Annotated in this window: 7 protein-coding genes; 2 read left to right on the top strand and 5 right to left on the bottom strand. The window is 72.1% G+C overall.

What is annotated here, in order from left to right; genetic code table 11:
• Positions 1-250: 250 nt before the first annotated feature.
• From FED44_RS31575 to FED44_RS31565, 3 genes are all read right to left on the bottom strand, one after another.
• On the bottom strand, positions 251-2,722 hold the full coding sequence (locus FED44_RS31575; RefSeq protein ID WP_167521642.1) for an FtsX-like permease family protein: 2,472 nt from the start codon (positions 2,720-2,722) through the stop codon (positions 251-253).
• Positions 2,723-2,787: 65 nt separating this feature from the next.
• The gene (locus tag FED44_RS31570; RefSeq protein ID WP_138462961.1) at positions 2,788-3,576 is read right to left on the bottom strand and encodes an ABC transporter ATP-binding protein; all 789 of its coding nucleotides are present in this window, start codon (positions 3,574-3,576) and stop codon (positions 2,788-2,790) included.
• 203 nt (positions 3,577-3,779) lie between these two features.
• A complete protein-coding gene (locus FED44_RS31565) occupies positions 3,780-5,351 on the bottom strand; it encodes an MFS transporter (RefSeq protein WP_138462960.1) in 1,572 nt (523 codons plus the stop codon).
• Positions 5,352-5,846: 495 nt separating this feature from the next.
• Here FED44_RS31565 and FED44_RS31560 point away from each other — a divergent pair, with 495 nt between their 5' ends.
• Positions 5,847-6,698, top strand: coding sequence for a mycofactocin-coupled SDR family oxidoreductase (locus tag FED44_RS31560; protein WP_117409919.1), 852 nt, complete (start codon positions 5,847-5,849; stop codon positions 6,696-6,698).
• A gap of 3 nt (positions 6,699-6,701) precedes the next feature.
• Positions 6,702-7,979: an LLM class flavin-dependent oxidoreductase gene (locus tag FED44_RS31555; RefSeq protein WP_117409918.1), complete on the top strand. Its 1,278-nt coding sequence runs from the start codon at positions 6,702-6,704 to the stop codon at positions 7,977-7,979.
• A gap of 93 nt (positions 7,980-8,072) precedes the next feature.
• On the opposite strand, the gene FED44_RS31550 is transcribed toward FED44_RS31555, so the two are convergent.
• Both FED44_RS31550 and FED44_RS31545 read right to left on the bottom strand, forming a co-directional pair.
• On the bottom strand, positions 8,073-8,687 hold the full coding sequence (locus FED44_RS31550; protein WP_117409917.1) for a TetR/AcrR family transcriptional regulator: 615 nt from the start codon (positions 8,685-8,687) through the stop codon (positions 8,073-8,075).
• 113 nt (positions 8,688-8,800) lie between these two features.
• Positions 8,801-14,062: a type I polyketide synthase gene (locus FED44_RS31545; RefSeq protein ID WP_138462959.1), complete on the bottom strand. Its 5,262-nt coding sequence runs from the start codon at positions 14,060-14,062 to the stop codon at positions 8,801-8,803.
• Between the last annotated feature and the right edge of the window lie 11 nt (positions 14,063-14,073).

The following is a 14,073-nucleotide window of genomic DNA, read 5'->3' as shown; positions in this document are numbered from 1 at the left end:
CCCTTCGTCGTCGCACGCCGGGCGGCGTCTCCCCCGCCGCCAGGAGGACGGGCCGAGGGTATGCCGCGTCATTCATTGAAACCGTGCGGGAGCGGCGGCGCCACCGGAGATTCGCCCCTAAACACCGGCGCGCGTCCCCTTATCCGGAAAACAGCATGGGTACGGCGTCGCGGGGCACCCGCGATGCCGTACCCATTGAATTAGGTCTGGCTGAATTCAGGATTATGCGCGAATGACTTCTCTCCGGCGGTCAGGTGGGCAGGGCGGCCTCCAGCGGCCGGTTCCGCAGCGTCCGCAGCACCGCGACCAGGGTGCCTCCCAGGGTCAGGACCGCCGCCGCCCCTGCTATCAGCAGGAATATCAGCGGCGACCCCGCCGGCATGAACTTGCCCGTACGCCCGAGGGCGAACGTCACGAACGCGAGCGGCGCGATGATGGCGCCGAGGCCGATGCCGATCAGCGCCGTCAGGGCGCCCTCCACCGCCGTCATCCGCAGCACCTGCCTCCGGGTGGCGCCGATGAGCCGCTGCAGGCCGAACTCGCGCCTGCGGTGGCCGGTCGCCAGGAACAGCGTGTTGATCACGGAGATCGCGATGAAGCCCATCAGCAGCGCGAGGAAGAGGTAGTTGACCAGCTCCTCCGCGCCGAGGTGGTGCTCGAACGACCCGCGCAGGGTGTACCTGTCGACGATCTGCGCCCCGGGGAAGGTGGCGACGACGCCGCTCAGCGCGGCCGACAGCTGCGCGACCGACGTCCCGGGCTGGGGCGCGGCGAGGATGTACAGCGGCAGGCCGGTGGTGGTGTGCTTGGACAGCAGGTCGATCGGCAGAATGATCGACTCGAAGCTCACCTTCTCCGACATCAGCCCCACGATCTTGACGTTCACCCTGGAGTTGTCGCCGAGGCGCAGCGTGATCGTGTCGCCGACGCCCCTCTTCAGCTCCTTCGAGTAGACGTCGTTGATGACGACGGTGTCGCCCTTCAGCTCGGTGAGCGAGCCCGCGGTCATCGTGGCCGCGCCCACCTTCTCGGCGGCGTCGGCGGTGAAGCCCTTGAACTGCCAGCCGCCGAGGTCCGCGCCGGCCCGCGGGTCCGGCGGGTCGTCGACGAACCCGGCGCTCGCGGTGAACTCCGACGCCGCCGCGACCCCGGCCACCTCGCGGATCTTGGGCAGGGCCTCCGGGCCGAACCCGCCCGGCGGCGCCTTGATGATGACGTTGCCGGCCAGGCTCTCGGTGTAGATGTTGATCGATGCCGCCTCCGTCGTGATGACATAGGTGGTGGCGGTGGCGACCGAGGTCATGAGCATGATCGGGGTGATGACCGCGGCCAGTTGCGGCACCCGCGCCCTGGCGTTCAGCGCGGCGAGGTAGCCCGACACCGACGACAGCCGCCGCAGCGGCGGGGTGAGCACCGCGACCAGGACCCGGGTGATGTCCCGGCCGAGGAGCATCACGCCGAGTGCGAACAGGATGGCCGCCCAGTTGGCCGGGCCCGCGATGAAGGGTCCGGTGACCAAGTTAAGCGCGACGAAGACCAGCCCGCCGCTGTAGGCGAAGAGCACCAGGCCGATGATCCGCCGGACCCAGCCGGTCCGCTTGACCGCCGTGTCGGTGCCGGCCATCGCGGCGGTGGGCCGGGCGCGCAGGGCCCGCTTCCCGGCGATCAGGCCGGCGCCGAGCGAGGTCGCCACGGCCAGCACGTACGCGATGACCGGGAGCACCCATCCGCGCTCGTAGGACAGTTCTTCGGGGGCCACGCCGATCCTGACCACCATCCGGTACAGGAACTCGCCGACGAACCATCCCGGCAGCACGGAGAGCGTGGTCGCCAGCAGCGACACCACCAGCGCCTCGGCGAGGATCATCCTGCGGGTCTGCCAGGGCGTGGCGCCGATCGCGCGCAGCACCGCGATCTCCCGCTCCCGGTTGCTGGCGACCAGCGAGAGCGTGGAGGCGACCGCGAGCAGCCCGGCGACCAGCGACAGCGCGACGAAGATGCCGGCGATCAGGATCAGGTCGTGGACTTCGAGGGAGGCGGGGAACTCGGCGTTGCCGCGGTCGTTCCCGGTGAGGACCGCGATGCCGGGGCCGCCCACGGCCGCCGTGGCCTTCGCGCTGAGCGCGGCGGCGTCGGTGCCGGGCTGGGCGACGAGGGAGATCGTGTCGACCCGGGCGGGGTCCCGCGCGAGCCGCTGGACGTCCGGGCCGGTGAAGAAGATTGAGCGCTCGGTCGTCGGCTGCGCCGGGGCGACGATGCCCGTGACGGTGAACTCGCCGACGGCGCCGTGGGCGCCGATCTTGATCTTGTCTCCGGCGGACGCCCCGATCCGGCGCGCGGTGTCGGTGTCGAGCGCGACCTCCCCCGCACGCTGCGGAGCGGCGCCCGCGCCGATGGAGTAGGGGCTGAGCACCGCGGATCCCCAGTCACGCCCGTGGGCCTCCGTGTCGACGGGGCTGCCGTCGCGGAGCACGAAGGTGTCGAAGGCGACGTCGGGGATGGCCGCTTTCACGCCGGGGATCGCGGCGAGCTTGGTCACCAGGTCGCGGTCGACCTGCACGCGTTCGTTGAGCGCGCCGACCGGGTTGTCGGCCAGGATGTAGCGCGGGTCGCCCGCGACCACCACGTCCGCCCCCGCGAGGCGCTGGGGCAGGACGGTCTGCCGCAGCCCGGTCTCCATCATCCCGCCCGCGGCGACCAGCATCATGCTGCAGAAGAACATTCCGATGAAGGTCGCGACATATCCCCCCCACCGATAGCGGAGGGTTCTCCGGGCAAGCTGGAACATCAGCGACCGCCCTCCGCGCGCGCGACCGACCGCTGCTTCGCCCACTCGCCCAGCCGGGTGAGCTGCTCGGCGACCGACTCGGCCGTGGGGTTGGCCATCTCGGTCACCACCGACCCGTCGACGAGGAACACCACGCGGTCGGCGTAGGACGCCGCGACGGGGTCGTGGGTGACCATCACCACGGTCTGGTCGTAGAGGCGCACCGACTCACGGAGCAGTTCGAGGATCTCGCGGGCGGTCTTGGAATCCAGCGAGCCGGTGGGCTCGTCGGCGAAGATCACGGCCGGGCTGGCCACGAGCGCCCTGGCGATGGCCACCCGCTGCTGCTGTCCGCCGGACAGCTCGCTCGGCCGGTGGCCGGCCCGGTCGCCCAGGCCCACCTGGGTCAGGACGTCCCTCGCCTTGGCCTTGTCGATCTTGCGCCCGGCCAGCCGCAGCGGCAGGACCACGTTCTGCTCGGCGGTCAGCGCGGGCATCAGGTTGAACGCCTGGAAGATGAATCCGACCTTGTCCCGCCGCAGCAGGGTCAGCGCGGTCTCGCTGAGACCGGTGATCTCCTGGCCGTCGAGCTTCACCGATCCCTCGGTGGGCTCGTCGAGCCCCGCCGCGCAGTGCAGCAGGGTCGTCTTGCCGGAACCCGACGGGCCCATCACCGCGGTGAGCGTGCGCCGTTCGAAGTTCACCGTAACGGATTCGAGCGCGACCACGCTGTTGTCGCCCGTGCCGTAGACCTTGCGAATTCCGGACAGCGACACCGCATGCGGCGTCGGGGATTGCCGACTGCTCATGTGAACTCCTCACATGCTCGTGTGTCGTGTGGGGATGCACTGGACGTCGCCGCGGGCCGAGATGGAACGCCGGGATCGAAGACGCCGAGAGAGAAGAGGGGTCCGGCTTTCCGGCGGTGCCGGTGAAAGCCGGACCCCTGTGCGCGGGCCGGACGGCGAGGGTGGGGTTCGGGTGGGGCTCGCCGGCCGCCGCGTCGTGCCGGTCAAATCGTGGTGGGGACCTCGGGAGTGACCGGCCCGGGGAGCACCTCCTCTCCTTCCTTCGTGTACGTGACGTGGCTCAGCCGGGTGACCAGCAGCACGGCCGACACGAGCGCGATCACGATGCCGAGGATCGCGGTGAGGCTGGTCGCCTTGGCGAACGCCTCACGGGCGACCGCGAGCAGCGCCCTCGCGGCGTCGGGCGCCAGCGACTGGGTCACGGCGACCGCGCCGCCCATGGTCTGCCGGGCGGCGCGCACGGCCTCGGCCGGCACGCCGTCGATCCGGGTGCCCAGGTAGTTCCGGTAGATCGCGGCGCCGATGGTGCCGAAGATCGCCAGGCCGAGCGCGCCGCCGAACTCCTGCAGCGTCTTGGTGAGCGCGGAGACCGCGCCGACCTGCCGGGGCGGAGAGATCGCGACCGCCATGTCGGTCAGCAGAGCGAACAGCAGCGCGGTGCCGACGCCGATGCCCACGATGCCGCTCACGACCAGGAAGATGCCGCTGTCGGCGGTGACCTGGGTCATGATCCCGAAGCCGATCGCGGCGAGCAGGAACCCGGACGCCATCAGGTAGGCGGGCTTGACCTTGTCGACCATGCCCATGGCGACCGGCACGAGGCTGCCCGAGATCACCGGGGACGCCATCGACCACAGCGCGGCCGGCAGCGGCCGCAGGCCGATGACCTCCATCAGGAACTGCGTGGTGAACACCGAGAACCCGATGACCAGGAAGAACCCGGTGGCGCTGACCGTCAGCACCGGCAGGAAGCCGCGGGTCCTGAACAGCTTCGGGTCGATCATGGGGTGGGTCAGGTGACGCTGCCGCACCACGAAGATCACCGCGAGCACGAGGCCGCCGACGACCGCGCCGAGCGGGATCCCCTCCACGCCGTTGATCGCGAGCTCCTTGACACCCCAGATCACGCTGAGCACCGCCACCAGCGACAGCAGGGCGCTGAGCCAGTCGAACTGGCCGACCTGCTCGCGCGGCAGCCGGAAGGCGGGGACGAGGAACGGCATCGCGATCAGCAGGATCGCGATGATCGGAGCGTTGATCAGGAAGATCGAGCCCCACCAGAAGTTGTTCAGCAGCACGCCGCTCAGCACCGGGCCGAAGCCCGCGCCGGCCGAGATGGCCAGCGAGAACACCGTGATTGCGGTGCGGCGCTGCTTGTCGTCGGTGAAGATGACCGGCAGCAACGCGAGCGAGGACGGCATCAGCGCCGCTCCGCCCAGGCCCTGCACCGCGCGGCACACGATCAGCATCTCGGGACTCGTGGCGAACGCCGAGCCGAGGGACGCGAGCCCGAAGATGGTGCAACCGATCATCAGGGTACGCCGGCGGCCGAACAGGTCGCCGAGGTTACCCATGGTCAAGAGCATGCCGGCCAGCACGAACCCGTAGATGTCGATGATCCACAGCTGCTGCGTGCTGGTGGGCTTGAGGTCTGCCGCGATGGACGGGACGGCGAAGTAGAGCACTGTGATGTCGATGGCGACCAGCAGGGGCGGCACCGCGAGTGCGACGAGCGCCAGCCATTCCTTGCGTCCGGCGAGTTGTTTAGTAGTCATGATTTAATCATACGTCCGTATTAGACCCTTGTATAGACCGAGTTGCCGAGGCGCCCGAGCGCCTGTGATGCCGAGGAGCGAGCAGGCAGGAGCGGCGGCACGACCGCGAGCCGCGTGAGGCGCACCGCCGGCGGGCGGCGACCTCGACGCCGAGCGCACCGGGTCCGGCGCCGCGATCGGCCGGTGGACCGGACACCCAGGGCTCTCGGACAGGGCGGCGGGAATCACGATCATGTCGTCGCTCCGTCTCGTCACCCGGGGGGGTGACAGGGAGGTGAACACGGGTTCCGCACCGCAAGACAACCACGCCGTCACGACGATCTGAAGGCAAAAGGCACAGGTCAGGGGTGTAGTAGGGGTCCGGCGCCCGGCGCACCCCTACCGCGCGGCGAGGCCTGGCGACGATGACAGGGGTGCTTGCGGGACGCGACGGACATGCCCGGCACGACATCCTGTTCGGGAGATTCCTTGACGCACATACCACAGGAGGGCCGTATGGGCCGCGTGGAAGGCAAGGTCGTTGCGATCACCGGTGCGGCGCGTGGGCAGGGACGCAGCCACGCCGTCCGGCTGGCGGAGGAAGGCGCCGACATCATCGCGCTGGACGCCTGCACGGACATTGAGGTCGCCCAGTATCCGATGGCCACTGTCGAAGACCTGAAGGAGACCGTCCGCCTGGTCGAGCAGACCGGCCGCCGGATCTTCAGCCGGCAGGTGGACGTCCGCGACCGCGCCGAACTGCAGAACGCGATCGACGACGGTGTGGCGGAGCTGGGCAGGCTGGACGTCGTGATCCCCAACGCCGGGATCAGCGTCCTCGGGCCGGACCGGCCGCTGACCGCGTTCACCGACACCGTCGACATCAACCTGGTCGGCGTGATCAACACGATTCACGCCACGTTGCCGCACCTGAGCGAGACCGCGTCGGTCATCGTGGTCGGCTCCATGGTGGGCCTGATCCCCGACCGCGGGGACCCGGGCCCGATGGGCCCCGGCGGCCTCGGATACAGCCTGGCCAAGTCCACGCTGATCCAGTACGTGAACACGCTGGCGCTCCAGCTCGCGCCCTCGGGCCGGCGGGTCAACGCCATCCACCCGACCAACGTCGACACCGACATGATCCAGAACGAGTCCGTGTGGCGGCTGTTCCGGCCGGACCTGGAGCACCCGACCCGAGAGGAGGGCAACGCCTCCTTCGCCATGATCCACGGCATGCCCATCCCGTGCCTGGACCCGTCCGACGTCTCGCACGCGGTCGTCTACCTCGCGTCGGACGAGTCCCGCTACGTCACCGGCAACCAGTTCAAGATCGACGCCGGTGCCCTGCTCAAGAGGGGCGTGTGGTAAGTCATGCGCTTTGGGTTGTTCTACCACCACCAGGTGCCGAAGCCGTGGACCGAGGACAGCGAGGAGCGGGTGCTCAAGGAGTCCCTTGAGCAGATCGAGCTCGCGGACCGCCTCGGCTACGACTACGTGTGGGAGACCGAGCACCACTTCATGGAGGAGTACTCCCACTCGGCCGCCCCCGAGGTCTTCCTGGCCGCCGCCGCGGCCAGGACGAAGAACATCCGGCTCGCGCACGGGATCGTCTCGATTCCCCCGAACGTGAACCACCCCGTACGCGTGGCCGAGCGCCTGGCGACCCTCGACCTCATCTCCGGCGGCCGGGTCGACTTCGGCAGCGGCCAGGGCAGCACCCAGCTCGAGGTGGGCGCCTTCGACGTCGAGCGGGACAAGAAGCGCGAGCAGTGGCGGGAGGCGATCGACGTGATCACCCGCATGCTCACCGAGGTGCCGTTCACCGGCCACCAGGGCCAGTGGATCAACGTCCCGCCGCGCAACGTGGTGCCCAAGCCCAAGCAGAAGCCCCACCCGCCGCTGTGGGTCGCGTGCAGCTCCCCCGAGACGGTGGAGTACGCGGCGCGCAACGGGATGGGCGCGCTGTCGTTCGCGTTCGTCTCCCCCGAGGAGGCGAAGGAGCGCGTCGAGACCTACTACGACCTCATCGCCTCCGAGGAGTGCGTGCCGGCCGGCTACGCCGTCAACCCCAACTTCGCGCTGGTCATGCCGTTCATGTGCCACGAGGACGAGGAGACGGCGCTGGACCGCGGCGTGCACGGCGCCCACTTCTTCGCGTACTCGTTCCTGCACTACTGGATGCACGGCGCGCACCGGCCGGGCGCCACCGACATCGCCAAGGACTTCGCGGAGAACCGGGACGCCTTCGGCTTCAGCCGGCACCTGCCCCCGGAGACCCGGGCCGAGATGGACCCCGACCTGCTCGCCCGCATCGACAACCTCCGCAAGGCCATCGGCACGCCCGACCAGCTGCGCGAGCTGGTCCGGTCGTACGAGGCGGTCGGCGTCGACCAGATCATCTTCCAGGTGCAGATCGGCGCCAACAAGCACGAGCACATCTGCGAGTCGCTGGAGCTGTTCGCCCGGGAGGTCATGCCCGAGTTCGCCGAGCGCCGCGAGGAGCTCGACGCGGCCAAGGCCGCGCGTCTCGAGGTGCCGATCAAGGACGCGCTCTCGCGTCACCAGCCGGCCACCGTCGACGTCTCCCACGTGGTGATCAGCGCGGAGCAGGCGGAGATGCTGGAGAACACCGACGACGAGGACGACTGACCACGTCGCACGGCAAAGGCCCGGAAGGCGATACCTTCCGGGCCTTTGTCGTTGCCGGCCGTCGAATGTGCTCGGGAGAACGTAGCCGGGCGCTCAGACGTGCTCGGGTTCGGGCTCCCGGGTGCCGCCGTTCCACATCAGGCCGGCGGCGATCTGACGGAGCGCCGCGGTGAGGTCGTGCCCGGACGGCGCCCGGCCGGGGTCGATCAGCCACTGGACCATGACCCCGGTGACCAGGGCCTGGTAGAACGACCCGACGGCGCGGGCGGTCTCCTGGTCGGTGTCCTCGCTCACCGTGCCGAACAGCCGGCCGAGGCCCTCCCTGCCCTGCTCCAGCCCGTCGGCGAGCACCTGGCGCACGGTCGGAACATGCTCGATCTGCGCGAACACCTCGATGTTCGCCGCGCACAGGGCCCGGTCGTTGGCGAACAACTCGACGAGGCGGCTCCAGATCGACTCGAACCGCTCCAGCGCGCCGCCGGCCTGGCTCATGGCCGCGGCGAGCGCGCCCTCCAGCTCCTTGCCCCACTCCCCCAGGGCATCGATCAGCGCCTCGTTGAGCAGGTTCTCCTTCGACCCGAAGTGGTACCCGATCGAGGCGAGGTTCGTATTGGAGACCGCCACGATGTCACGGGTCGTGGTACGGGCGTACCCCTTCTCGCGCAGGCAGCGCTTGGCGCCCTCCAGCAGGTCCTCGCGGTGTCCCATAATCGAAATCCTTACGCCGTCTAATACAGTTGTCTTAATCATACGTAAAAATCCGTGGCCGCCAAAGGGCGCCCGCTCGGTGAGCGGGCGCCCAGCAGGGCCATGACCATGGGTTACAGCGTCTCAAGCTCGTTGTCGAGGATCGCGAACAGTTCGTCGGCGGTGGCCGAGCCGAGATCGACCTCCGGCGCCGGGAGCTTGGCGGCGAAGAGGTCCACCAGGTGGCGGGCGACCGCCGCGGCCGTCGGGTAGTCGAAGATCAGCGTGGGGGGCAGCCGGTGCCCGGTCGCCGTGTTGAGCCGGTTCCGCAGCTCCAGCGCGCTCAGCGAGTCGAAGCCGAGGTCGAGGAAGCCGCGGTCCGGGCCGATCGCCGTGTTCCTGTCGTGGCCGAGCACGGCCGCGGCGTGGGTGCGCACCAGGTCGAGCACCACCCGCTCGCGGTCGGCCGGGGCCAGCTCGGCCAGGCTCGCGGCGAGGTCCGAGGCGGCCGGTCGGCCGTCCGCCTCGGCGGCCACCCGCCGGAGCCTCCGGCTGCGCAGGCCGCGCAGCAGCGCGGGCACCTCGTCGGTGCGGGCGTCAAGCGCGGTCTGGTCCACCCGCAACGGCACCAGCGCCGGGGTGCCGGCGCCCAGCGCGGCGTCGAACAGCGCCAGCCCGTCGGAGGGTGACAGCGGCGGCAGTCCCTGCCGCCGCATCCGCTGCCGGTCGGCCTCGCCGAGCCCCGTGCTCAGGCCGGTGTCGACGTCCCACAGCCCGAACGCCATGGACGTCGTGGGCAGGCCCGCCGCCGTACGGTGGACGGCCAGCGCGTCGAGGAAGACGTTCGCGGCGGCGTAGCCGGCCTGTCCGGCGGCGAGCACCTGGCCACCGGCCGAGGAGACGAGGACGAACGCCGACAGGTCCAGCCCGGCGGTCAGCTCGTGCAGGTGCCACGCCCCGTCGGCCTTGGCCCGCAGCGACAGGTCGACGTCGGCCGGGGTGATCGTGTTGATCAGGGCGTTCTCCGCGACGCCCGCCGCGTGCACGACGCCGGTCAGCGGGCGCTCGTGCGGAACCTCGGCGAGCAGCGCCGCGACGGCGTCCCGGTCCGACACGTCGCAGGCGGCCACGGACACCTCCGCGCCGAGCGCGCGCAGTTCCTCGGCCAGTTCCGCCGCGCCGGGCGCGGCGGGGCCGCGCCTGCCGGCGAGCAGCAGGCTCCGCACGCCGTGCTCGGTGACCAGGTGCCGGGCGATCACGGCGCCGAGCCCGCCCGTGCCGCCGGTGATCAGCACCGTCCCCGTGGCCGGCCACGGGGTCCTGTCCTCGGCCGCGAGAGCGGCGGCGGGCACGCGGGCGAGCCTGGGCACCAGGATCTCCCCGCCCCGCACCGCGACCTCGGGCTCGCCGGACGCCGCGGCGGCTGCGATCACCCGCTCGCCGGCCTCCGCGTCGACGTCGACCACGGCGAACCGGCCGTGGTTCTCCGCCGCCGCGGCCCGCGCCAGGCCCCACACGGGCGCCTGGCCGACGTCGATCGCCTCGTCGTGGACGCGGACGCCGTTCCGGGTCAGCAGGACCAGCCGGGAGTCGGCGTACCGCCGGTCGGCCAGCCACGCCTGGACCGCGCCGAGAGCCCGCCCGCAGGCGGCCCGTACGGCGGCGGGCACGTCCGCGGTGTCGCCGCCGTCGCCGAAGCACCGGAAGGCCACCACCTCGGGCACGCTCGCGCCCAGCTCGGACAGGTCGTCCACGACGGGGACCGCGTCCGCGCCCGGCGGCGGGACGTCCGGCCTCGTCCACTCCACCCGCAGCAGCTCCGCGCCGGTCGGCGTGCGCAGCGCGCCGGCGTCCACGGCGCGCGAGACCAGCGCGTCCACCGACAGCACCGGCCGCCCGGACCAGTCGGCCACCAGGACCCCGGTGACCTCCTCGCGGCCCTGGCGGCGGATCCGCACCCGCAGCGCGGAGGCTCCCGTCGCGTGCAGCGACACCCCCGTCCACGCGTACGGCAGGAGGGTCTGCCCCGCGCTGTCCTCGTCCAGCAGGTCGGCGTGCATCGCGGCGTCGAGCAGCGCCGGGTGGATGCCGAACCGGCCCGGTGCCACGTGCTCGGGCAGCACGACCTCGGCGAACCAGTCGTCGCCGTTTCGCCAGGCGGCCCGCAGGCCCTGGAACGCCGGGCCGTAGTCGTACCCCCGGTCGGCGAGACGCTCGTACGCGCGGTCCAGGTCCACCGGAGCCGCGCCGGGCGGCGGCCACTCGGCGAGCTCCGGCTCGGGCGCCGGCGCGACCGCCGCCGAGAGCACGCCCTGCGCGTGCCGGGTCCAGGGAGCGTCGAGCGGCCCGCCCGCGGTCCTGGAGTAGACGGTCACCGCCCGGCGGCCGGTGTCGTCCGCCGCGCCGAGACTCACCTGCACCTCGACCGGCGCATCACCGAGCACCAGCGGCGCGTGCAGGGTGAACTCGTCCAGGGTGGGGCAGCCGACGTGGTCGCCCGCGGCGATCGCGAGCTCGACGAGGCCGGTCCCGGGGAACAGCACGGTGCCGGAGATGGCGTGGTCGGGCACCCACGGCTGGGCCTGCGCGGACAGCCGCCCGGTCAGCAGCAGCCCGCCGGTGTCCGGCACGGCGACCACCGCGGTGAGCAGCGGATGGTCGACGGCCCGCTGCCCGAGGCCCGTCGCGTTCGCGGTCGTGCCGCACTCCTCGTCGGACCAGTAGCGGCGGCGGGTGAAGGCGGTGGTCGGCAGGTCCGCCACGCGCGCGCCGCGGCCCTCGAACAACGCGGGCCAGGAGACGGGCACGCCGCCGGTGTGCAGACGGCCGAGGGCGGTGAGCAGTGCCCGGGTCTCCGGCACGGTGCGGGCGAGCAGGGCGACGGTCTCGGCCCGGCCGGGTTCGAGCATCTCCCCCGCCAGGCCGGCGAGCGCGCCGTCCGGGCCGATCTCGACGAACCGGTCGGCTCCGGCGCCGGCCAGGAAGCGGACGGCGTCGGCGAAGCGGACCGCGTCCCGCGCGTGCCGCACCCAGTAGTCCGCCGACCAGGTGCCGGCGGGCGCCGGTTCGCCGGTCACCGTGGACACGACGGGGACGCGCGGCTCGGCGTACGCGATCTCGGCCGCGACCGCCGCGTACTCGGCGAGCATCGGCTCCATCAGCGGCGAGTGGAACGCGTGCGACACGCGGAGCCTGCTGGTCTTGCGGCCGAGGGCGGCGAAGTGGGCGGCGATCGCCTCCGCCTCTTCCGCGTCGCCGGAGACGACGACGGAGCCCGGGCCGTTGACGGCGGCGACGCCGACCCGGCCGGTGAGCAGGGGCAGCACCTCCTCCTCGGCCGCCGCGACGGCGATCATCGCGCCGCCCGGGGGGAGCGCCTGCATGAGCGTCCCGCGCGCCGCGACGAGCCGCGCCGCGTCGGACAGGGACAGCACACCGGCGACGTGGGCCGCGGCCAGTTCGCCGATCGAGTGGCCGGCGAGGTAGTCCGGCGTCACGCCGAACGACTCCAGCAGCCGGTAGAGCGCGACCTCCAGCGCGAACAGCGCCGGCTGGGCGGACCCGGTCCGGGCCAGCGCCTCCGCGTCGCCGCCCCAGACGACCTCCCGCAGCGGGCGGGCCAGCCAGCCCTCCAGCGCGGCGACCGCCTCGTCGAACGCCGACGCGAAGACCCCGAACGTGCCGTGGAGCTCCCGGCCCATGCCGAGCCGCTGCGTCCCCTGCCCGGCGAACAGGAAGGCGGTGCGGTGCGCGGCGGCCTCGCCGCGCCACAGGTTCGGCCGGGCGCCGCCGTCGGCGAGCGCGGACAGCCCGGCCACCGCCTCGTCCCGGTCCGCGGCGATCACGACGGCGCGGTGTTCGTGGACGGCCCGGCCGGTGGCCAGGGTGGCGGCGATGTCGAGCAGGTCCGGCGCCGACACGGCGGCCGGCCCGGCGACCAGGCGGGTCCGCAGCGAACCGGCCTGCGCGCGCAGGCTCTCCTCCGTACGGGCGGACACGAGCAGGGGGACGACCGGCAGGGGCAGGCGGGCGGGCGCGGGCGGCTCCTCCGGGGCCTCGCCGATGATGACGTGCGCGTTGGTCCCGCTCATCCCGAACGACGACACCCCCGCGTAGCGCGGCCGCTCGCCGGCCGGCCACTGCCGCACCTCCCGCAGCGGCTCCGCCCGGCCGGCCGACCAGTCCACGTGCGGGGTCGGCTCGTCGAGGTGGAGGATCTTCGGGAGCACCCCGTTGCGCAGCGCCTGCACCATCTTGATGACCCCGGCGACGCCCGCCGCGGCCTGGGTGTGACCGAGGTTCGACTTGATCGAGCCGATCAGCAGGGGTGAGCCGTCCTCGGGTCGCTGCCTGCCGTAGGTGGCGAGCAGGGCCTGCGCCTCGATCGGGTCGCCGAGGGTGGTGCCGGTGCCGTGGGCCTCGACCACGTCCACGTCGGCCGGGGAGAGCCCGGCGTTGCGCAGCGCCTGGCGGATCACCCGCTGCTGGGACGGCCCGTTCGGGGTGGTCATCCCGCTGGACGCGCCGTCGGAGTTGATCGCCGACCCGCGCAGCACGGCGAGCACCGGATGCCCGTTGCGGCGCGCGTTCGAGAGGGTCTCCAGCAGCACCACGCCGGCGCCCTCGGAGCAGCCCGTGCCGTCCGCGTCGGCGGAGAACGACTTGCACCGGCCGTCCCTGGCCAGGCCGCGCTGGGTGTTGAAGAAGACGAACATGTCCGGGTTGGCCATCACGGTCACGCCGCCGGCCAGCGCGAGCGAGCACTCCCCCGTACGCAGCGCCTGGGCGGCCAGGTGGACGGCGACCAGCGACGACGAGCAGGCCGTGTCGATCGTGACCGCCGGGCCCTGCAGGCCGAGGGTGAACGCCACCCGGCCGGTGACGTCGCTGCCGCCGCTGGTGCCGAACCCGTAGTCGTGGTACATAACGCCGCCGAACACGCCGGTGGTGCTGCCGTTCAGCGAGGCCGGGTCGATGCCGGCCCGTTCGAAGGCCTCCCAGCTCACCTCCAGCAGGAGCCGTTGCTGCGGGTCCAGCGTCAGCGCCTCGCGCGGCGAGATGCCGAAGAAGTCGGCGTCGAAGTCCGCCGCGTCGTAGAGGAACCCGCCCTCCCGGGCGATGCTGTGGCCGGGTTTGCCGGGCTCCGGGTCGTACAGGCCCTCCAGGTCCCAGCCCCGGTCGGCCGGGAAGGCGGACACCCCGTCCCTGCCGTCCACGGCGAGCTGGAACAGCTCCTCGGGCGTGGTGACCCCGCCCGGATACCGGCACGCCATACCGATGATCGCGATCGGCTCGGTCGCCGCCGCCGCGAGTTCCGCGTTGCGCTGCCGCAACGCCTCGTTGTCCAGCAGAGATTTCCGCAGCGCCGCGACAATCTCCTCAACCGGGACGTCCATGTACCCCTCCT

The sequence above is a fragment of the Microbispora triticiradicis genome (assembly GCF_005864065.1).
Classification (GTDB): Bacteria; Actinomycetota; Actinomycetes; order Streptosporangiales; family Streptosporangiaceae; genus Microbispora; species Microbispora triticiradicis.
Note: the sequence above shows the minus strand (reverse complement) of the source record. Positions and strands in the feature narration are given on the sequence as shown.

Coding starts and splice junctions, on each gene's coding strand:
- FED44_RS31575 (WP_167521642.1), bottom strand. CDS start 2,722: ATGTTCTTCTGCAGCATGATGCTGGTCGCCGCGGGCGGGATGATGGAG.
- FED44_RS31570 (WP_138462961.1), bottom strand. CDS start 3,576: ATGAGCAGTCGGCAATCCCCGACGCCGCATGCGGTGTCGCTGTCCGGA.
- FED44_RS31565 (WP_138462960.1), bottom strand. CDS start 5,351: ATGACTACTAAACAACTCGCCGGACGCAAGGAATGGCTGGCGCTCGTC.
- FED44_RS31560 (WP_117409919.1), top strand. CDS start 5,847: ATGGGCCGCGTGGAAGGCAAGGTCGTTGCGATCACCGGTGCGGCGCGT.
- FED44_RS31555 (WP_117409918.1), top strand. CDS start 6,702: ATGCGCTTTGGGTTGTTCTACCACCACCAGGTGCCGAAGCCGTGGACC.
- FED44_RS31550 (WP_117409917.1), bottom strand. CDS start 8,687: ATGGGACACCGCGAGGACCTGCTGGAGGGCGCCAAGCGCTGCCTGCGC.
- FED44_RS31545 (WP_138462959.1), bottom strand. CDS start 14,062: ATGGACGTCCCGGTTGAGGAGATTGTCGCGGCGCTGCGGAAATCTCTG.